The sequence below is a fragment of the Chitinivorax sp. PXF-14 genome (assembly GCF_040812015.1).
Lineage (GTDB): Bacteria > Pseudomonadota > Gammaproteobacteria > Burkholderiales > SCOH01 > JBFNXJ01.
Genome location: NZ_JBFNXJ010000004.1, coordinates 276410 through 296000, shown reverse-complemented (window position 1 = coordinate 296000; position 19591 = coordinate 276410). Strand labels below are relative to the sequence as shown.

Annotated in this window: 18 protein-coding genes; 6 read left to right on the top strand and 12 right to left on the bottom strand. The window is 65.5% G+C overall.

What is annotated here, in order from left to right; all coding sequences use genetic code 11:
* Positions 1-243: 243 nt before the first annotated feature.
* A complete protein-coding gene (locus ABWL39_RS07750; RefSeq protein ID WP_367788720.1) occupies positions 244-1068 on the top strand; it encodes a hypothetical protein in 825 nt (274 codons plus the stop codon).
* A 397-nt stretch (positions 1069-1465) separates the two neighbouring features.
* On the opposite strand, the gene ABWL39_RS07745 is transcribed toward ABWL39_RS07750, so the two are convergent.
* Both ABWL39_RS07745 and ABWL39_RS07740 read right to left on the bottom strand, forming a co-directional pair.
* Positions 1466-1891, bottom strand: a complete 426-nt coding sequence (locus ABWL39_RS07745; RefSeq protein WP_367788718.1) for a hotdog fold thioesterase — start codon at positions 1889-1891, stop codon at positions 1466-1468.
* A gap of 84 nt (positions 1892-1975) precedes the next feature.
* Positions 1976-3019, bottom strand: coding sequence for an AraC family transcriptional regulator (locus ABWL39_RS07740; RefSeq protein ID WP_367788716.1), 1044 nt, complete (start codon positions 3017-3019; stop codon positions 1976-1978).
* Between the two features lie 100 nt (positions 3020-3119).
* Between ABWL39_RS07740 and ABWL39_RS07735 the strand changes: the two genes are divergently transcribed.
* The 3 genes from ABWL39_RS07735 to ABWL39_RS07725 all read left to right on the top strand — a co-directional run bounded on the left by ABWL39_RS07735 (position 3120) and on the right by ABWL39_RS07725 (position 7974).
* Positions 3120-4715: an FAD-binding oxidoreductase gene (locus tag ABWL39_RS07735; protein ID WP_367788740.1), complete on the top strand. Its 1596-nt coding sequence runs from the start codon at positions 3120-3122 to the stop codon at positions 4713-4715.
* Between the two features lie 2 nt (positions 4716-4717).
* Positions 4718-6337 carry a glycerol-3-phosphate dehydrogenase/oxidase gene (locus ABWL39_RS07730; RefSeq protein WP_367788714.1) on the top strand — a complete coding sequence of 540 codons (1620 nt, stop codon included), beginning with the start codon at positions 4718-4720 and terminating at the stop codon, positions 6335-6337.
* A 74-nt stretch (positions 6338-6411) separates the two neighbouring features.
* The gene (locus tag ABWL39_RS07725; protein ID WP_367788713.1) at positions 6412-7974 is read left to right on the top strand and encodes an FGGY-family carbohydrate kinase; all 1563 of its coding nucleotides are present in this window, start codon (positions 6412-6414) and stop codon (positions 7972-7974) included.
* Positions 7975-8004: 30 nt separating this feature from the next.
* Here the strand turns inward: ABWL39_RS07725 and ABWL39_RS07720 are convergent, their stop codons facing one another.
* The 6 genes from ABWL39_RS07720 to ABWL39_RS07695 all read right to left on the bottom strand — a co-directional run bounded on the left by ABWL39_RS07720 (position 8005) and on the right by ABWL39_RS07695 (position 12218).
* Positions 8005-8415, bottom strand: coding sequence for a hypothetical protein (locus ABWL39_RS07720; RefSeq protein WP_367788711.1), 411 nt, complete (start codon positions 8413-8415; stop codon positions 8005-8007).
* Positions 8416-8427: 12 nt separating this feature from the next.
* The gene (locus ABWL39_RS07715) at positions 8428-9282 is read right to left on the bottom strand and encodes a hypothetical protein (protein ID WP_367788709.1); all 855 of its coding nucleotides are present in this window, start codon (positions 9280-9282) and stop codon (positions 8428-8430) included.
* A gap of 18 nt (positions 9283-9300) precedes the next feature.
* Positions 9301-9939: a glycoside hydrolase family 19 protein gene (locus ABWL39_RS07710; RefSeq protein ID WP_367788707.1), complete on the bottom strand. Its 639-nt coding sequence runs from the start codon at positions 9937-9939 to the stop codon at positions 9301-9303.
* Positions 9940-10182: 243 nt separating this feature from the next.
* Complete coding sequence (locus ABWL39_RS07705; protein WP_367788705.1) at positions 10183-10623, bottom strand: DUF3592 domain-containing protein; 441 nt, start codon at positions 10621-10623, stop codon at positions 10183-10185.
* Positions 10624-10670: 47 nt separating this feature from the next.
* Entirely contained in the window at positions 10671-11312 is a 642-nt protein-coding gene (locus ABWL39_RS07700; protein ID WP_367788703.1) for a TetR/AcrR family transcriptional regulator, read from the bottom strand.
* A gap of 366 nt (positions 11313-11678) precedes the next feature.
* Positions 11679-12218 (bottom strand): hypothetical protein, encoded by a 540-nt coding sequence (locus tag ABWL39_RS07695; RefSeq protein ID WP_367788701.1) that lies wholly within the window; start codon positions 12216-12218, stop codon positions 11679-11681.
* A 166-nt stretch (positions 12219-12384) separates the two neighbouring features.
* Here ABWL39_RS07695 and ABWL39_RS07690 point away from each other — a divergent pair, with 166 nt between their 5' ends.
* The gene (locus tag ABWL39_RS07690; protein ID WP_367788699.1) at positions 12385-12618 is read left to right on the top strand and encodes a hypothetical protein; all 234 of its coding nucleotides are present in this window, start codon (positions 12385-12387) and stop codon (positions 12616-12618) included.
* A gap of 109 nt (positions 12619-12727) precedes the next feature.
* On the opposite strand, the gene ABWL39_RS07685 is transcribed toward ABWL39_RS07690, so the two are convergent.
* From ABWL39_RS07685 to lexA, 4 genes are all read right to left on the bottom strand, one after another.
* Positions 12728-15850 carry an error-prone DNA polymerase gene (locus ABWL39_RS07685; protein ID WP_367788697.1) on the bottom strand — a complete coding sequence of 1041 codons (3123 nt, stop codon included), beginning with the start codon at positions 15848-15850 and terminating at the stop codon, positions 12728-12730.
* An 8-nt stretch (positions 15851-15858) separates the two neighbouring features.
* Positions 15859-17301: a DNA polymerase Y family protein gene (locus ABWL39_RS07680; RefSeq protein ID WP_367788695.1), complete on the bottom strand. Its 1443-nt coding sequence runs from the start codon at positions 17299-17301 to the stop codon at positions 15859-15861.
* Positions 17231-17914: a translesion DNA synthesis-associated protein ImuA gene (gene imuA / locus ABWL39_RS07675; RefSeq protein WP_367788693.1), complete on the bottom strand. Its 684-nt coding sequence runs from the start codon at positions 17912-17914 to the stop codon at positions 17231-17233. The genes ABWL39_RS07680 and imuA overlap by 71 nt, the downstream gene beginning before the upstream one ends.
* Before the next feature lie 115 nt (positions 17915-18029).
* On the bottom strand, positions 18030-18644 hold the full coding sequence (lexA, locus tag ABWL39_RS07670; protein WP_367788691.1) for a transcriptional repressor LexA: 615 nt from the start codon (positions 18642-18644) through the stop codon (positions 18030-18032).
* Positions 18645-18913: 269 nt separating this feature from the next.
* Between lexA and ABWL39_RS07665 the strand changes: the two genes are divergently transcribed.
* Positions 18914-19537, top strand: coding sequence for a LemA family protein (locus ABWL39_RS07665; protein ID WP_367788689.1), 624 nt, complete (start codon positions 18914-18916; stop codon positions 19535-19537).
* The last annotated feature ends 54 nt before the right edge of the window (positions 19538-19591 follow it).

Here is a 19591-nt window from a genome sequence, read left to right as displayed (position 1 = left end):
GCTTCACGAACTCTCAATCAAGGGCTTATCTTGAAGCCTCTGCATGGCTTGGATAAGCAACACCCAAAAAACATTGAGGGCGTAGAAAATGATCATTCGAGGGGTTGAACGCCTCAAAGCCGAGATCGTGCAGGAGGCCCTGAGAATAAGCGGTGAAGCACGGTAAGCGTACGAGTTCTTGTTAAACCCCGGGGCGCGCCCCTCACCTTTGCGTTGGCCCCATCAAGGAGGCTTCGTAGTAACATGAATCCCACATGGAACGCCATAGCTCGTGAAGCAGCGCTCGCCGCCGAACATCTCGGAGCCGGCGCCACAATCCTGGGCAAGGCAAATTACGCTCACCACGCCCACTATGACCAGGCATTTTTCTCACTCAGCACCGGCTTTGAGCGCGCCGCGAAGCTCGCATTCGTCGTCGATCACGCGCTAACAAACGCAGGAGCCTTTCCTTCAAATGAGGTAGTTCGTGGCTATGGTCACAACTTGGCGCAGCTCCTCGACCAAGCAGACGCCATAGCCAAACGGCGAAACCTTGGCGCCCGTGCGCGCCTACCTCGCACCGGAATTCACACTGGCATCGTCAGCGCCCTTACCGACTTCGCTAACAACATCACCCGTTACTACAACCTCGACTTCATTACTGGCAATCCCCGCGTCGCGCAACGGGACAACCCGACCAAGGCATGGTTTCAAAGGGTCGTTACGCCGGTGCTCCAGAAGCACTATGGAGCGAAGCAGCAAGAACGCCATCGGCGCAATGGACGGGCGATTGCTGAACTCATACAGCCGTTCACTATGGTTCGTCACACCGCCGAGACAGGAGAGGAATTGGAAACGGTCTTCGACGCATCGCTTCAAACAGAAGTAACCGAATTTGCAAAACCCTATGTCCGCATGTACGTTTTGCAGCTGGTTCGCTTTGTTGGCCTGTTGCTTGGAGAACTTGGCGACGCCGCATACGGCACACAACTTGACACCATTCCCCACCTGTCCGAGTTCTTTGCCATCTTCAATAACGACGATGACTACTTTCTGAAACGGAAATCATGGTCCATTTATCAGCCGTGATGGCCCCAACCCATCATTCCACCGAACCTGCGCAAAAAGCCGTGTAGGCCGGTGAATTCAAACGTCAGATCCCATCCCAGTTTTTCTCATTTCCAGTTCTGGGATAACCTCCCCAGCAGTGGCTCTGGTAGTGGCCACCATGGCCGTGGCAGTCAACAAGCCAATACAGGGAACCGACAGCAGCAAGGTACAAGCCGGGCTTTGTCTGGGCAACTTCAGTCAGCGCCTGCCTCTGTTGTGCAATACGCGCTTCTAATAGCCGGATTTCTTCCTCCCGCAACATCATGGTCCCGCGCATCAATCCGGGTCAGCGGAATGGCGGCGCGCGCAGTGTCTGGCGCAACGGGCTGATACCTCACGCGCCCGGCCTGTCCGTCGCCATGCCGGCCAACGCGCTTCAGCGCGTCTTGATCGCCATGGTCAGGCGCGAGATGCAGGTCAGCCGCCCTTGCTCGTCGTGCAGCTGGATTTCCCATACCTGGGTGGTGCGGCCAAGGTGGATCGGCCGGCAGGTGCCGATGACCTTGCCGCCGTTGGGCACGGCGCGAATGTGGTTGGCGTTGATGTCGAGGCCGACCGGCTGGCTCGTGCTCTGGTCTACCGTCAGGTAGGCGGCGGTGCTGCCCAGCGTTTCCGCCAGTACCACCGAGGCGCCGCCGTGCAGGATGCCGGCAGGCTGGATGGTACGCTGGTCGACGGGCATTTCGGCCTTCAGGTAGTCGTCGCCGATCTCGATGAAGCGGATGCCCATGGTTTCGACTGCGGTGCCGGCACCGGTGGCATTGATGCCTTCCAGCGTGGGGGTGATGGTCCAGATACTCAATATGATCTCCTTGATTGGGCCGCTGCGGGCGCGGTTCACGATCGGGCGGCGATGTGGGCCGCGCGGCGGATGGTGAACCGGGGCTCAGGCGGCGTTGCGTTGCAGGCGCCAGGCGCCGGGGTTGGTGCCCGTCCATTCCTTGAAGGCATGGTTGAACGAACTTTGCTCCTGATAGCCGAGCAGAAAGGCGATGTCGGTCAGCGTCAGCGTGGTGGTGCCGAGGTAGTGCTCGGCCAGCTCGCGGCGCGTGGTGTCGAGCACGAGCTGAAAACTGGTGCTGGCGTCCTTGAGCTTGCGCTGCAGCGTGCGTACGGTGATGCCGAGCTCGTCTGCGATCCAGTTGAGGCGGGCGCGGTCCTGGCCCAGGTTGCGGATGATCGCCTCTTTCACCTCGACCACGATCAGCGGCAGCTGGTTGGCCTGCTCGCGCGCCTGCAGCAGTTGCTCGGCATGCTGCACGAGCACCGGGAACAGGCTGGGCTCGGCATTGGCGACGGACCAGCCGAGAATCTCGGCCTTGAAACGCGCGTAGTTTTCAGTGGTGCCGAACTTTACCGGGCACTGGAAGATACGCTCGTATTCGGAGGCATCGGCCGGTGCCGGGTGGGCGAAGCCGATCTCGATCACCGGCACGGGGCGCCCGGCCATCCAGTCGACGAAGATCTTGATGCCGGCGGTGATGCTCTCGGCCAGGTGACGGCATGGCGTTTCGCGCAGCCAGGGACTGCGCCAGACATATTCGGCCTCGTCGCCATCGAAGCGGATATCGGAGCGGCCCAGGTCGTGCGCGAGCACTTCGTAGCGCATCACCTGCGCCACCGCCTCGCCGAAGGTGCGGCAGGACAGCACGATCATGCCGTACACGGCATAGGTGGCGAGCTTCATGCACTCGCCCACGTGCAGGCCGAAATACGGATCGTGCAGCAGCGTTTCGCCGGCATTGAGCAGGCGCAGATAATCGGGCACCGCGAGCATCTCGGGCGTCGGTGAAATGGTGGCGAGCGGCAGGCCGGCGGCGGCGGCCAGCTCGTCCAGCGTGGCGCCGCCGGCCTCTGCGGTATCGAGCAGGGTCTGCAGATAGGCGCCGACGACGCGCGGGTCGCGCACGGTAGCATCAGTCAGTGGCATGATCGGACAAGGCGAATGTCATGATCGCCCAAGGTGGGCGAATTTGTTTTCGTTATGATTCGGCCTACTTTGTAAACGAGTTTTCGTGAAGGAACAAGCTGTGCGACGCTGGAACGGTTGGGGAGACGACGGAATCGATATGCCGCTGAACGACGCGGCGCTGGCTTTCTTGCGCGAGCGGGTGGGTGAGACCCAGCCGCCGGTCGATGCGAGCTTGCAGCAGGTGTGCGCGGCGATCCCGCCCGCCGCCCTGCCGCCGCACCGGCTGCTGAACACCGCGCGCGAGGCCCGCCTCGCCGTGAGCTACGGCCAGAGCCTGCCGGATTGGCTGCGCCTGCGCTTCGGCAAGATCGAGCGCGTGGTCGATGCCGTCGCCGCGCCACAATCGAGCGACGAGGTGCGCGAGGTGCTGGACTATGCCCGCCAGCATGGCGCGGTCGTTATCCCCTGGGGCGGCGGCACCAGCGTGGTCGGCCACCTGACGCCACCGGCCGGCGATGCGCCGGTGATCTCGCTGTCGATGGCGCGCATGACACGGCTGCTGCATCTCGACAAGCGTTCCCAGCTTGCCACCTTCGAGGCCGGCGCGGCCGGGCCCGAGGTCGAATCGCAATTGCGCGCCCAGGGCTACACGCTCGGGCATTTTCCACAATCTTTCGAATACTCGACGCTGGGTGGGTGGATCGTCACCCGGTCGTCGGGCCAGCAATCGCTGCGGTATGGCCGCATCGAGCAGCTTTTCGCAGGCGGCCGCCTGGAGACCCCGGCCGGCACGCTTGCGATTCCCACCTTTCCCGCGTCCAGCGCCGGGCCTGACCTGCGCGAGATGGTGCTGGGCTCAGAAGGCCGCCTGGGCGTGCTGACCGAGGCCATCGTGCGCGTCACGCCGATGCCCGAGATGGAGCAGTTCCACGCCGTGTTCTTCGCCGACTGGGCGCATGCCGAGGCCGCCACGCGCGAGCTGACGCAGCTCAAGCTGCCGCTGTCGATGCTGCGCCTGTCCAACGAAGTCGAGACGCTGACCAGCCTGACGCTGGCCGGCCATGCGCGGCTGATCGGCCTGATGGAAGGCTATCTGAACCTGCGCGGCGTGCCCAAGGATGGCAAGTGCCTGATGCTGATGGGCGTCACCGGCCCCACCACCACCTGCCGCGCCGCGCTCAAGGTGGCGCACACGGTGATCCGCCGCCATGGCGGCGTGGCGGTCGGCACCCGCTTCGGCGAGAAATGGAAGGCCAACCGCTTCCGCTCGGTCTATCTGCGCAACACGCTGTGGGCGCACGGCTTTGCTGCCGACACGGTGGAAACGGCCTGCGACTGGCCCAAGGTCGAGCCGATGATGCGCAAGGTCGAGGCGGCCGCCACCGCGGCCCTCGCCCGCTTCGGCGAGCGCGTGCATGCCTACACCCACCTGTCGCACTTCTACCCGCAGGGGTCGAGCGTCTACAGCACCTTCGTGTTCCGCCGCGCGCCGACCTTCGAAGAGAACATCGAGCGCTGGCAGGTGATGAAGGAAGCGATCTGCCGCACCATGGTCGAGATCGGCGGCACCATCAGCCACCAGCACGGCGTCGGGCGTGACCACGCGCCCTACCTGCCGGCAGAGAAGGGCCCGCTGGGCATGGATGCGTTGCGTGCGCTGGTGCGCCAGTTCGACCCGGACGGCGTGATGAACTCCGGCAACCTGGGGCTGTGACCGTGCCCTCGCAAACCTCGCGCGCGCAGCTGCTGGCGCGCCTCGATACACAATGGGACGTGCTGATCATCGGCGGCGGCATCACCGGCGCCGGTATCCTGCTCGAAGCGGCACGGCGCGGGCTGCGCGCGCTGCTGATCGAACAGCGCGACTTCGCCTGGGGCACCTCCAGCCGCTCGTCCAAGCTCGTGCACGGCGGGCTGCGCTACCTCAAGGAAGGCCAGATCGGCCTCACGCGCGAGTCGGTGCGCGAGCGCCAGCGGCTGATGGACGAGGCACCGGGCCTGGTCGAGCCGCAGAGCTTCATGTTCGCCGACTATGCCGGGCGCAAGCCGGGGCGCTGGCTGTTTTCGCTGGGCCTGGCGATCTACGACCGCTTTGCCGGCGTCAAGACGCGGGCTTATGACCGCCCCGGCGAGCTGCGCATGCTCGCGCCACACATTGCCGAGGCCGGCCTCAAGGGCGGCCTGCGCTATCTCGATGCGAAGACCGACGACGCACGGCTGGTGATACGCGTGCTGCAGGAGGCCAGAAACAAGGGCGGCGAGGCGATCAACTATCTGGCCTGCACCGGCCTGCTGCGCGATGCCCAGGGCGTGTGCGGCGCCGAGGTCGAGGACAGGATCAGCGGCCAGCGCCACACCATCCGTGCCGGCGTGGTGATCAACGCGACCGGCGCCTGGGCCGACACGCTGCGCGGCCAGATCAAGCAGCCGAAGAAACTGCGGCCGCTGCGCGGCTCGCACCTGCTGTTCCCGTTCTGGCGCCTGCCGGTGGCGCAGTCGGTGAGCCTGATGCACCCGGCCGATGGCCGCCCGGTGTTCTTCTACCCATGGGAGGGCGCCACGCTGGTCGGCACCACCGATCTCGACCACGGCGACCTCGACAGCGAGCCGCACATCACCGCGGACGAAGTCGCCTACTTAATGGCGGCGCTGCATTTCCAGTTCCCGGCACTACAGCTGACGCTCGACGACATCATCTCGAGCTATGCCGGCGTGCGCCCCGTGGTCTCGACCGGCCAGGCCGACCCATCGAAGGAAGGCCGCGACCATGTGTGCTGGCTCGAAGACGGCCTGCTGACGGTAACCGGCGGCAAGCTGACCACCTTCCGCGTGATTGCATTGGATGCGCTGGAACAGGCCGCCAAGCGGCTGGGCCGCACGCTGCCGGCGATGGACGAGGCCGCGCCGCTGTTCGAGCCGCCGGCACGCCTCAACGGGCATGTGCCGCTCGATGCCCGACCGCGCCTGTCTGGCCGCTACGGGCCGCTCGCGGCGCAGGTGGCCGCCAACGTGGCGGAGGCCGACTGGCAGCGCATCCCCGGTACCGACACGCGCTGGCTGGAGCTAAGCTGGGCCGCGCGCCATGAGTCGGTGGAGCATCTCGACGACCTGCTGCTGCGCCGCACGCGCATCGGCCTGTTGCTGCCGCACGGCGGCGCCGCCCATCTGCCGCGCATCCGCGCCCTGTGCCAAACCGGGCTCGGCTGGGACGACGTACGCTGGGCTGCCGAAGAGGCCAACTACCGCGCGCTGATCGCGAGCCACTACAGCCTGCCGCCGCGCGAGCAGATCGCAGACTGGCGGCAGCCCACAACCCAACAGCCTGCAAGCCAATAGCAGCGCGGCCTGCAGCCAGGCCAGAGAGAGCGCGGGGCTTGCCCCGCAGCCCGGCCCACCCCAACGGAAACAGCATGAGCAACGACTACATCCTGGCCATCGACAACGGCACCCAGAGCATCCGCGCGCTGCTGTTCGACGCAAACGGCCATCTGGTCGCCAAATCGCAGGTGATGCTGGAGGCCTATTTCTCGCCCCAGCCGGGTTGGGCCGAGCACCATGCCGAGGATTACTGGCGGGCGCTGTGCCAGGCCTGCCAGCGGCTGTGGGCGCAGACCCACGCGCCGCGCGGCTCGATCAAGGGCGTGGCGGTGACCACCCAGCGCGGCACCATGGTCAACCTCGACAAGCACGGCGAGCCGCTGCGCCCGGCCATCGTCTGGCTCGACCAGCGCAAGGCTAGCCAAGTGCCGCCGCTGCCATGGTGGTGGCGCACGGCATTCAAGCTGGCCGGCGTCGAGCACACCATCCGCTTCTTCCAGCACCAGGCCTACCCGAACTGGATCAAGGAACACCAGCCCGATATCTGGGCCAAGACCGACAAATACCTGCTGCTCTCGGGCTACCTCAACTACAAGCTGTGCGGCCGCATGGTCGATTCGATCGGCTCGCAGGTCGGCTACATCCCCTTCGACTACAAGAAGCACGACTGGGCGCCGAGCTGGGACTGGAAATGGCAGGGCATTCCGGTCGAACGCCACATGCTGCCCGAGCTGGTGCCGCCAGGCACCGTGATCGGCGAGATCAGCCGCATGGCGGCGGATGCCACCGGCATCCCGGTCGGCACGCCGCTGATCGCCGCCGCCGCCGACAAGGCCTGCGAAGTGATCGGCGCCGGCTGCCTGACACCCGACGTCGGCTGCCTGAGCTACGGCACCACCGCCACGATCAATACCACCAGCCGCAAGTACGTCGAGGCCACGCCGTTCATCCCGCCCTACCCGGCCGCTGTGCCTGGCCATTACAGCAGCGAGATCCAGATCTTCCGCGGCTTCTGGATGGTGAGCTGGTTCAAGGAGCAGTTCGGCCATCTCGAACAGATGGCGGCGGCCGAACAGGGCGTGGCGCCAGAGATGCTGTTCGACGAGCTGGTCAACGCCGTGCCGCCCGGCTCGATGGGGCTGATGCTGCAGCCCTACTGGTCGCCCGGCATCAAGGTGCCGGGGCCCGAGGCCAAGGGCAGCATCATCGGCTTCGGCGACGTGCACACGCGCGCCCACATGTACCGCGCCATCCTAGAAGGCCTGGCCTACGCACTGAAGGAAGGCAAGGAGAAGATCGAAAAACGCTCGGGCACGCCGATCACCCGCCTCAGGGTGTCGGGCGGCGGCTCGCAGTCCGATGCCGCGATGCAGCTCACCGCCGACATCTTCAACCTGCCCACGGCGCGGCCGCACCTGTACGAGACCTCGGGGCTAGGCGCCGCCATCGACGCGGCCGTGGGCCTGGGCCTGCACGGCGACTTCGAGACGGCGATCCGCGCGATGACGCGCGTCGGCACCGAATTCGAGCCCAACCCGCAGCATGCGCACATCTACCGCGAGCTGTACGAGCGTGTGTACCAGCGCATGTACGAACGGCTCAAGCCGTTGTACGAAGAGATCGGCCGCATCACCGGCTACCCGGCACCGCTGTAGCGCGGCTGGCAATGCCGCCCAATGCGGCGCTCAGGCCGGCCTGACCTGTTTCAGGTCGTCGCGCAGCTCCTTCACCGCCGCCAGCGCCAGCCGGGGTTTCCGGGCGGTGATGGCCGCTGCGAGCGTCACCAGATCGCCAATGAGTTCGATTGCGGCGGCGGCCTGTTTCATTTTGGCGATCGCCTGGTCCGCATCGCGAATCGCGCCCTCCAGGCCGGCTTGCGTCTCGCCGACCTCCTGCCCGGCGAGCGCGGCTGCCTGCACATACATCTGCGCCGCATTCTGGCGCAGCGCCTGCTCCTTGCCGACATGCAGCATGGCGTCGGCCGGGTCGATCGAGCCGTCGCCGATGCCGGCCTTCCACTTCTCGTGATAGGTGCCGGCCGCCGCCGACAAGGCATCCGCCACCGCGCGCACCGCCTGTGCATCTTCGAGTGCCATGGCTCAATCCTTTCAGAATGTCTTGATCAGCTCGCGCACGGCCTTCAAGTCGCCGCGCACGCGCTTCAGCGTATCGTTCAGTTCCTGCGCGGAGAGCTGCGTATTCGCGCTGATGAGGCGCTGGTTGGCGCCGCGGATTTCGTCGAGCGCCTTGATCATCGCGTCGAACTGCGCCAGCCGGGCCTGATGCTGGACGAGCTTGCGCGCCTGCGTGTCGAGCAGCACCTTGGCGAGAATCCGGCTCGTCGCCGGCGTAGATGGCGCGGACAGCTGGATCTGCGCGCCCTCGAACCAGGCCTCCACCGATTGCTGGCTTTGCAGCGTGGCGCCCTTGAGGCTCTCGGCCGCGAGCTGCATGGCGGCCAGCAGCCTGTCGGCCATCGGCCCGGCCTCGCGCAGATAGCGGTCAATCGAGCGCTGCTGGTAGGCCTGGCCGGCAACATCCGCCAGGATGCGGGCGAGCTTGCGTGCGTTGTCCACCGTATCGTCCTCGACCCGCCAGGCAGGCTGCGCCTTGATCGCATCGGCCACCTGGTCAATATTGCGGTCCACCGAGAAACTGTCGTCCCCGCTCAGCCGGGCCATCGCCGCAAAATAGCTGCTGCACACCAGATGCAGTCGGCCCAGGTCGGGCCGCGCCGCATCGAGTGCATTCAGGCTCTGGCTTGCAGCTTGCCGCGCCTCGGGCAACTCGAGAAACGGCTGGGCGGCGCGCAAGGCGTGGTCGGTCTCGTCGATCAGCACGGTGTAGCTGGTCAGGCGCGATGTCTCGCCGCTGAACTGGCGCAACTCGGCCAGATTGGCACAGCCGGCCAGCAGCGCGCTGATCAGCAGCCACGACAGGCAGCGGCTCAGGATGGAATTCATGGCGGCCCTCCCCAGTGATCAGATACCCAGCGCCTTGCGCGCCGTCTGCCAATAGGCCTGCCGCTGCGGCAGGCCGGCCACGCCGCCGTTGATCTTGATCGAGATGGTTTTGAAATCCTCCGTCTCGTCATCGCCCGCATTCATATCGGCAAGCTCGTTGAGCAGGTGCGATTTCCAGAAATAGGCGGCCGACTGCGAGGCGCCATCGGGTGTCAGCAGGTCGTCCGGCTGGTTCAGCAGATCACGTCCGATCGCCTGGCCCACCGCCTGATAGTTGGCGCGCCCGGTCAGCTGGATCAGGCCGCGGCCGCGATAGCGGTAGCCGTCGCCCGAGCCCTCGTCGCGATTGCCGATGCGGTTGGCGTAAACGAAATTGGCCAGCCGCTGCGGGTTACCGGCATAGGGCTGGGCTGCCGCCAGCGAGGGAAAGCGCTTGGGCCAGACCTGGGTGAGGCGCTGGGCGCTGTAGTTGAGGCTTTCCTCTAGCCGGTTCAGCTCGCCCGATTCATGCGCAACCTGCGCCAGGAAGGCCGCCAGCCGCTGCGGCGTGTTGATCTGGAACTGGCTACAGGCCTGGTCGAGCGCCGTGGCCCAGGTATCGGGCGCGCGGCATTTGGGCATGATGGCCTGGATCAGGGAGGAAGTAACAGCGGGCATGACGGTTCTCCGCAAGGCTACAGAGACAGTCTAGGCCATCGTGCGCAGAAAACCTGGGGAGATATCTGCGTCAAGGCTCGCCGATGGCAGTCACGATGTGCGGCAGGATGCCGCCGCCCGCGCGTCGGGCTCTTGCCGTCGGCGCGCAGCCCCTTCCGGGGGACACTCAGCCAATGTAGACACCCAACCTTGCAGGCTTGGCACCGCCCGGCAAGCACGTGCCCTGGCGGCGCACACAGCCCATCATCGTTTCATGAAAAAGCGAAGCGCCAGCATGGTCACGCCGGCCAGCAGCATGTAGCGGCCCACCGCGCCCTGGCCTTCCGAGGAGTCCGCCGCGCTGGTGTCGCGGAACGTCGTCGGCGACTCGGGCAGATAAACGATATCGAGCGCGGATGGCCCCGCCTGATTGCGCAAGGCCCGGCCAGCTTCCGTCGTGAGGTGCATCGTTTCATGAACCTCACGGCCCGCGTCTGTCGTGAACTGGACATGGGCGGTATAGCTGCTGTCGTTGTGGTTGCTCTTCTCTTTCCACTCGAGCTTGGTGATCTCGGCCTCCGCCGGCTTGCCGTGATCGCGCAAGGCGGCGAATTCGCTCGCATTCTTATGGCCGGCATAGATGAGGAAAAGGCCAAAGCCGATCAGGCACAGGGCGATCAGCGGGCTGCGAAACATACGGAACATGGCAATTACCTGGACTGACAAATGAAAGGGATGATCCCTCAACCGCGTCAGACGTAGCGCAAGGCCACGCCCTCGAAGGCCTCACGCGCGTCGTCGCTCAACAGCGGCGAGATCAGCGACATCACGTGGTACACGCCGCTCGCCATCGATTCGCTGTCCGGCGCCTTGCGCGGCTCGCGCACATATTCGAACGACAGCCAGTGCGTGGCGATCACCATCATGTTGACGACCAGCGTCTGCAGCTGGCGTTCGTCCACGCGCAACTCGCCTGCCGCCACCAGGCCCGACAGCAGGCTCACCAGCGAACGCGCCTGCAGGCCGATCACCTGCTTCATGCGGTTGGCCACGCCGGTGTAGCGCGACACGACATTGACCGGGTCGCGGTAGAGAAAACGGTATTTCCAGCTGAGCTCGAACACCAGGTGCAAGTAGAGCCACAGGTCCTCGAGCGTGGCCCCGCCGTCGACCTCGATGGCAAGCTCCTCCGCCACCTGATGGCGGAAGTTGTCGAACAGCGCCTCGACGATCGCCTCTTTATTGGCGAAGTGATAGTAGAGATTGCCGGGGCTGATATTGAGCAGTTCGGCAATCTCGGAAGCCGTCACGTTGGACTCGCCGACCGCGTTGAAGCGATCGAGGCTCAGTTCGAGAATCCGCTCGCGCGTGCGGCGCTTGGGCTTGTGTTCCATACCTGTTACGGGTAAATGTCATCGGCATGGATTTTGCGGAAATTTACCGCCACGTGCAACGAGGAAAGCGAGTTCAGCCGGAGTATGAAACCGCGACTGCCAAGCCTCGCACGCTCAGCAGGCGACTGAAAACCCGCCGACCGCCCAGAGCAGCGGGCTCACAAGGGCCGCCCGCCCCATTTGAACGGGCAAGAAAAATCAATTACAGCTTGTGCTACGAGTGCGCGAACGCCATGCTGGTACTTGGAAAGTGTATTTCAGCAGCCTAGCAAAGGGCTGCTTCTCCCTTCAATTTCCAGCCATGCTTGGTGAAATGGCCAAACCAGCTTCCAGAACATTATTCCCTGTCGCCGGATGGTTTTGCATTTAGCCTTTGGCGTCGGGATTGAAATATTGTTTCAGGCCGCAATGAATCAATGCATTCTCAGCTTGCAGCGCATTTTCATCCGCCCTATTTGTGGTGGCGCCAGCATAATGCGCAATTTCGTGCAGAATGGTTGCTGCGAGTGCTGGCGTCGTGTTTTGCGTGCCGGCCACTTGGTCGAGAAAGGCATAAATACTTAACGCAAAATCCCGCCCTGCGCTATTGGCCAAAGGAAGCTCGTCATCCGTGTGCCCCTCTTTGGGCATCAGTTGGTACACGGTAAAGCTAACACTGGACAAAATATCAGACAACGTCATCCCTTTGTGAAGCTTTGAGAAGTAATCATTGCAACTTTTATTTTTGGCGCAATTCCCTTCCATATGCTTCCAGGCGTCATTGATTCTTTTTTTGACGTCAATCGTCAATATTTTCCCATTGGCACGTATGGTGGGAATATCGGTTAATGTCCCATATTTATATACACGGCTAAGGACGTTCGGAATGGATACATCCTTCTGCCCAACGTAATATATTATCGGCATAACCGTTTCCCTCCAGATCGACAGCCATTTGAATCAGCGATCAAGCCTGCACTTCGGCACCCGGCCAATTGGCCCACCGCTCATGGCAGACACGAAGCCCGCGCCCGTCATCGTGATAATTCGAGCCCCAGCTTGAATATTCAGCGCTGTTGGCGAGGCGTCCCAGGTGAGCGGTCGATACGACTGGCCGGCCATTTCAATGGTGATGCTTGAGCAGGCCGATAGCTCGCCAAGCATTGCCACCACGCGCCATGAGCGCCACCTGCTCGCCTCGGGCTTTCTCGACAGCTTCGATGTGCTGCCCCAAAGGATCAACTCCGCCATCTTGTGCATATGCGACAGCTACCGCATCGATGCGCCGAAATCGAAGCTGACGGCTCATCCTGCGCAACAGGGATAGCGCGGGAACAGGCACTCGCCGGGCCAGTTTAGCCGGGGCGGTATAACGAATCACTTACGGATTCGGAAAAAATATACGATCGATCAATGCGCCGAATCAGCCATCCGGCTCAACGGAAATCCCGCGACACCACCGGCCCGAGCCACAGCGCCGAGTGATCTTCGAAACGCTTGGCGACGAGGTTGATCACCCCATCTTGCTGCTGCAGCTCGGCGCTGACCAGGAGCACGCGGCCGCCGAGGATCTCGCGGCGGAAGCGCTCCTGCACCGCCTCCCAGATCACCACGTTGATCGGGCCGGTTTCGTCTTCGAGCGTCATGAACAGCACGTTCTTGGCGGTATCCGGCCGTTGCCGGGTGACGGCAAGGCCGATCACGTGGACGAGCTGGCCGTTGCGCACATCTTTCAGGCCGGCGGCGGTGACGAGCCGGCGGCGGCTGCGCTGGAAGTGGCGGCGCACCAGCGCGATCGGGTGCTCGTGCAGCGAGAGGCCCAGGCTGCAGTAGTCGGACAGCACCTGCGACTGGGTGGTCATCACCGGCAGCGCCACCGTCCGGGCGTCGATGTCGGGGCGGCCATCGGCCAGCGCGAGCGGCGTATCGAGGCCCGCAGCCACCCAGCTCGCCGTGCGCCGCGCATCGAGCAGCGAGCGCAAGGCGCCGGCCTGCGCCAGTAGCGCCGCCTGTTCGCGTGCCATGGCGGCACGATGGTAGAAATCCTCGGCGTCGGCGAATGGCCGGGCGCTGCGTATCGCCAGCAGCGTGTCGGCGCTTTCCCGACTGAAGCCGGCGATGCGGCCGAAACCGAGGCGGATGGCGGGCTGCGCGCCGGCGGCGGGCTCCAGCGTGCTGTCCCACTCGCTGGCGACGACATCGACCGGGCGCACCTCGACACCGTGGCGGCGCACATCCTGGATCAGCTGTGAGGGGCCGTAGAAGCCCATCGGCAGGCTGTTGAGCAGTGCGCAGCAAAAGGCGGCCGGCTCGTGGCACTTGAGCCAGGACGAAATGTAGGCAAGCAGCGCGAAGCTCGCTGCGTGCGACTCTGGGAAGCCGTAGTCGGAGAAGCCCTGCACCTGGCTGAAGATGCGCTCGGCGAAGTCGGTTGGGCAGCCCTTGGCCACCAGCCCGCCGACCAGCTTTTCGCGATACAGAGCCAGGCTGCCGGTGCGCCGCCACGAGGCCATGGCGCGGCGCAACTGGTCTGCCTCGCCGCCGGTGAAGCCGGCCCCGGTGATGGCGATCTGCATCACCTGTTCCTGAAAGATGGGCACGCCGAAAGTGCGTTTGAGCACCGGGTCGATCAGCGGGAACGGCGAGCCGACGGGCTCGCCGCGCAGCGCTTTCTCGCGCTGTTCCAGATAGGGGTGCACCATGCCGCCCTGGATCGGCCCGGGGCGCACGATGGCGACCTCGACTACCAGGTCGTAATAGCGGCGCGGCCTGAGCCTTGGCAGCATGCTCATCTGCGCGCGCGACTCGATCTGGAACACGCCCACGGTGTCGGCCCGGCAGATCATGTCGTAGGTGGCCTCGTCCTCACGCGGCACGCTGTAGAGCGTGTATTGCGAGCCGCGCCAGCCGTTGACCAGGTTGAGCGCCTTGCGCAGCGCGGTGAGCATGCCGAGCGCGAGCACATCGACCTTGAGCAGGCCCAGCGTTTCCAGATCGTCCTTGTCCCACTGGATGACGGTGCGGTCGGCCATCGCCGCGTTCTCGATCGGCACCAGCCGCGACAGCGGCCCCTGCGAGATGACGAAGCCGCCGACATGCTGCGACAGGTGGCGCGGAAAGCCGCGCAACTGTTCGACCAGCGTCAGCAGCTGGCGAATGATCAGCGAATCGGGATCGAAACCGGCCTCGGCGAGCCGCTGTGGCAGCTTGGCGCGGTCGTCCCACCAGGCGAGCTGGCGCGTCAGGCGGTCGAGCTGGGTGGAATCCATGCCGAGCGCGCGGCCCACGTCACGCAGCGAGCTCTTGGTACGGTAGCTGATCACGGCGGCGGCCAGCGCAGTGCGCTCGCGCCCGTATTTGCCATAGATGTACTGGATCACCTCCTCGCGCCGCTCGTGCTCGAAATCAACGTCGATATCGGGCGGCTCGGCGCGCTCCTTCGAGATGAAGCGCTCGAACAGCATGGTGAGCTGGTCTGGCCCGACCGCGGTGATGCCGAGGCAGTAGCAGACGATCGAGTTGGCCGCCGAGCCACGCCCCTGGCACAGGATACCCTGCGACCCGGCCCATTCGACGATGTCGTGGATGGTTAGGAAGAAATGCTCGTAGCCGAGCTCGAAGATCAGCGTGAGCTCTTTCTCGACCAGCTCGCGCACGACGGCCGATGCACCGTTGGGAAAGCGCCGGGCAAGCCCCGCTTCCGCCAGCTTGCGCAGCTGGCTCGCACCGGTTTCGCCGGGCGGGACGACCTCGGCCGGGTATTCGTACCGGAGCTCGCCGAGGAAGGGCCCGCAGCGCGCGGCGATCGCCACGCTCTCCGCCAGCCAGGCCGCCGGATAGAGCCGCCCGAGCTGCAGCCGGTGGCGCAGGTGGCGCTCGGCATTGGGGAACAGCGCAAAGCCGGCGGCGGCGACCGTGGTGCCGAGGCGGATCGCGCTCAGCACGTCCTGCAAGGGCCGCCGGGCGCGCACGTGCATGTGCACGTCGCCACTGGCCACGCAGGGCAGCGCCAGTTCGCCGCCGAGCTGCTGCAGCCGGGCGATGCGCGCCCTGTCGTCCGGCCCCTGCAGCAGCTCGGCGGCGATCCACGTCGCTTGCGGGAACACGCCCGCGAGCCAGCGCGCCTCGTCGGGCTCAGGTGTCGCGGCAGGCAGCCAGAGCGCGAGGCAGGCCGGGCGCAGGCGCTCGACATCAGCGCGGCTGAGCCGGTATTCACCCTTGGGCGCGGCACGCCGGGCGTGGGTGATCAGGCGGCACAGGTCGCCGTAGGACTCGCGCCCGGTGGCCAGCAGCACGCAGCGCAGGCCGTCGTCGAGCCGGAATTCGCTGCCGACGATGAGCGCCAGCGCCGTGCCAGGGTCTTCCTCCTTGATCTCGTTCAAGGCTTGGTAGGCCCGCACGATGCCGGCCACCGAGCATTCGTCGGTGATCGCCAGCGCACGGTAGCCGAGCGCCTGCGCGCGCGCCACCAGCTCCTGCGCGTGCGAGGCGCCACGCAAAAAGCTGAAGTTGCTCACGCAATGGAGCTCGGCATAGTCGGGGAGTTGGCTTTCCTGCATTTGGCGCCTCAGGCAAAAAAGCCGTGCAGGAACCAGCGCTTCTGCTTCAGATCGAGGTAGACCCAGTAGCGCGCGCCCGATGCGCCCTGCGCCAGGTAGTAGTCACGCAAGGCGGTGGCCTCATCCCACCAGCCGGTTTCGATACGCTCAGCGCGGCCCAGCAGCTGCAAGGGCTCGTCATGCCAGGGCCGCTGGTCGCGTTCCGGCAGTGCCACCGGCACGGGCAACAGCCAGGCCGGGCGCGCCGGGTAGCACGATTCAGGGCCGACCTCACCGGGCCGTGCATCGCGCCAGGCCTGCTCGGGGCGGTGTTCCGCCACGCATTGCGGTGACGCCACGGCCCCCTCGCCTAGCCGGTTTTCGAGGCGGCCCAGCAGGACATCGAGCCCTTCCACGCTGGCGACGCCATCATCGAGCAGCCAATCCCGGCTTTGCCCGCCGAGCGGCTGCAAGGCATCGACATCGAGCCGCACGGCCAGCACCGGTGCGGCCAGCGTGTGCCCGTTGAGCTTTTCACGCCAGAGCGTCAGGAACTGTGCGGCCTGGCGGCTCGGCGCGGCGAGCCCCAGCGCCAGCTCGCTGGCGTCACCGGCGCCATGCTCAAGACGCCACAGCAGCCGCTGCGTGCCCATGCCACGCGCGAGCAGAAAGCCCGCCAGCTCCTCGCACAGACGCCGGCCGACAAAGACCAGCGCCTCGGCCTGCTCGACCGGGTAGGCCAGCTCGCAGCGCCGGGTGAAGCGTTCGGGCAAGGTATAGGCCTCGCGCGGGTCGGCCATATGTCCCCAGGCATGATCCAATGCCTGCCGGGCCGAGGTGCCGAAGCGGCGCACGAACCCCTCGCGCGGCAACCGTTCGGCCTGACCGAGCCGGGCCAGACCCAGTGTTTCGGCCAGACGCGCCTGGCTATCGCTCAATGCCAGCAGCGACAGGGGCAGCCGGCTCAGCCGCTTGCGCAGCGTGGGCAGGTCGTCCGCACCTTGGCCGATGCCACAGCAGGCCAGCCACAAGGCCCCGCGGGGCGTGGGCGCGACGCTGGTGACCACGCTGTAGCCAAGCGGCGGCAATGCCTCATCCACGCGCTGGCGCAGGCGCCCGAGCCCGCCGAAATACTGCAGGCAACCACCGATCTCGAGCAGCAGCGCGGGTGCCGGATCGATCGCCACGGTCGGCGTGAATTGCTGCCCCCAGGCCGCCAACGCCTCGAGCGCCGCCGCCTCGGCCAGGGGCGACCGCGCCAGCGCTCGCAACTCGCCGCACAGGGCATAGGCAGCCGTCTCGCCCTGCCCCGGCCGCACGCCGGCCTGCCAGGCGCTGCCATTGCACGCGAGCACGACACGGCGCGGCCCCGCTGTTGCCATCGCGGCCAGCGGCGCGGCGTCAGGCAAGCTGCAATCGACGCTCAGGCATTCCAGCGCGAGGCGCGGGAAGTACAGTGCGAGCCACAACATGGCACGGCTCTTTCTCGAGTTGCAAGGGGTGTAGCAGCGGCGGGCCACGCCGTTTCAAAATGCGCAGGCGCATGCGCGCCTCGAGTGCCAGGCGCAACATCACCGGTGACGAGGCTTCATCCACGCCCGGCTCGCGCAACACGAAGCCGGTACTGCGCCCGGCCTCGGCGGCGAGCTGCAAGCGGCGCCAGGACTTGTCCTGCAGCCGGCCCACGGGCCACCCGGCCACAGCGGCGCAGGCCCCGCTCTTCAAGGTCTGCTCGATGGCCCACGGGATCAGTGCCGCCTCGGCCCTCACCCACAACAGCCTGTCGAGCCGCACGCCGGCCGCGGCCAGGGCCGGGGCATAGGGGATGAAGGGGGGCGCCACCAGTGCCACGCGCTGGCCGCCACGCGTCAGCGCCGCCAAGGCCGGCAGCAGCAGTGACAGCTCGCCCAGGCCATGGCGCGCAGTCAGTACCTCGGCCATGCCGCCGACAGGCCAGCCGCCGCCCGGCAGCTCGGCGTCGAGCACGGCAAAGCCGGTCGACAGCCCAGGCTGGCTGGTGCGCATCAGCTCCTTGCCAAGCCAGATGCCGGGCTGCGCCAGCAGGCCCTGTACCGCAGCTTTCATCGGACCTCCTTTCCGGCCTGAACAAAGGGCGATACCACCCCCTACCCGCCGTGGCGCGCATATTGAATGCTCGGTATCGCTTGACTCGAATGGCCCGATGGCCGGGCCAGACGGCTTACTGGACGCTGCGGATCACGCCGACGCACAAGCCTTCGATATCGAAGGGGTCGCGGCTCGGGTCGACTACGATCGGTGCGTAGTCGGGGTTCTCGGCGATCAGCTCGATCAGCTTGCCCTCGCGGTGGAAGCGCTTGACGGTGACGTCGTCCTGCAGCCGCGCCACCACGATCTGCCCTTCGCGCACGGCCTGGGTACGGTGCACCGCGATCAGGTCGCCATCGAGAATGCCGGCATTGATCATGCTGTTGCCGCGCACGCGCAGCAGGTAATCGGCTGGCTGCGAGAACAGGTTCTGGTCGACCATGTAGTGATGCTCGACATGTTCCTGCGCCAGGATGGGCGAGCCCGCGGCGACGCGGCCGATCACCGGCAGGCCGGCATCGGCATCGTCCTGCTCGGCATCGCGCAGGCGAATGCCGCGCGCCACGCCCGACATCAGCTCCAGCGCGCCTTTCTTGGCCAGCGCCTTGACGTGCTCGACGGCCGCGTTGACGGAGCGGAAACCGAGCCCGCTGGCGATGTCGGCAAATGTGGGCGGGCTGCCGTTTTGCCGGGTGAAGTCTCGAATGAAATCCAACACGACCTGTTGGCGGGAGGTCAGCTTTTCCATGGGCATCCTTTTTCAGCGAAAGGTCACGCAACCCGACCCGGGTTGGTGGACTGTCTGATTGAAATTATATACAGTTTACTGTAAAAATAAACATACAAATAAATGAATCGACATGCCCTCGCCCCCAGGCCCCGCGCCGGCACCACCGCGGCAGGCCCGAGCCGCCCGGGGCACAGGCCGCATGGAGCAAGCCAGATTCACACATTCGTGCCAAACTGAGTTGAGCCATTGCAGTGGCGATGGAGCGACGACGATCATGGAGGTTTTCAATGCGAGCATTCTGGGGCGCCCTGCTGCTGGCGCTGACGATCAATCTGGGGGGTTGCGGCTACAACACGCTGCAGGCCAACGACGAACAGATCAAATCGAGCTGGGCCGAGGTGCTCAACCAATACCAGCGCCGCGCCGACCTGGTGCCCAATCTGGTGAACACGGTCAAGGGGTATGCGAGCCACGAGAAAGAGGTGCTCGAACAGGTGACGACCGCCCGTTCGCGTGTCGGCGGCATCCAGGCCACGCCCGAGCTGCTCAACGACCCCGAGGCGTTCGCCAGGTTCCAGGCGGCGCAGGGCCAGCTGAACGGTGCGCTGTCGCGCCTGCTGGTGGTGTCCGAGCAATACCCCAACCTCAAGGCCGATGCCAATTTCCGTGATCTGCAGGCGCAGCTCGAAGGTACCGAGAACCGTATCACGGTGGCCCGCAACCGCTATATCAAGGCGGTGCAGGAATACAACATCACCGTGCGCTCCTTCCCGTCCAACTTCACGGCGATGGCGTTCGGCTTCAAGGTCAAGCCCAGCTTCACCGTGGAAAACGAGCAGGCGATCTCGACCGCGCCGAAAGTCGACTTCAACGCGCCGGCCAAGCCCTCGACCAGCGGAGCGGCACAGTGACCCAGGCACTGCGGGCGCTGCTGGCCCTGCTCGCGCTGGCCCTGAGCCTGGCGG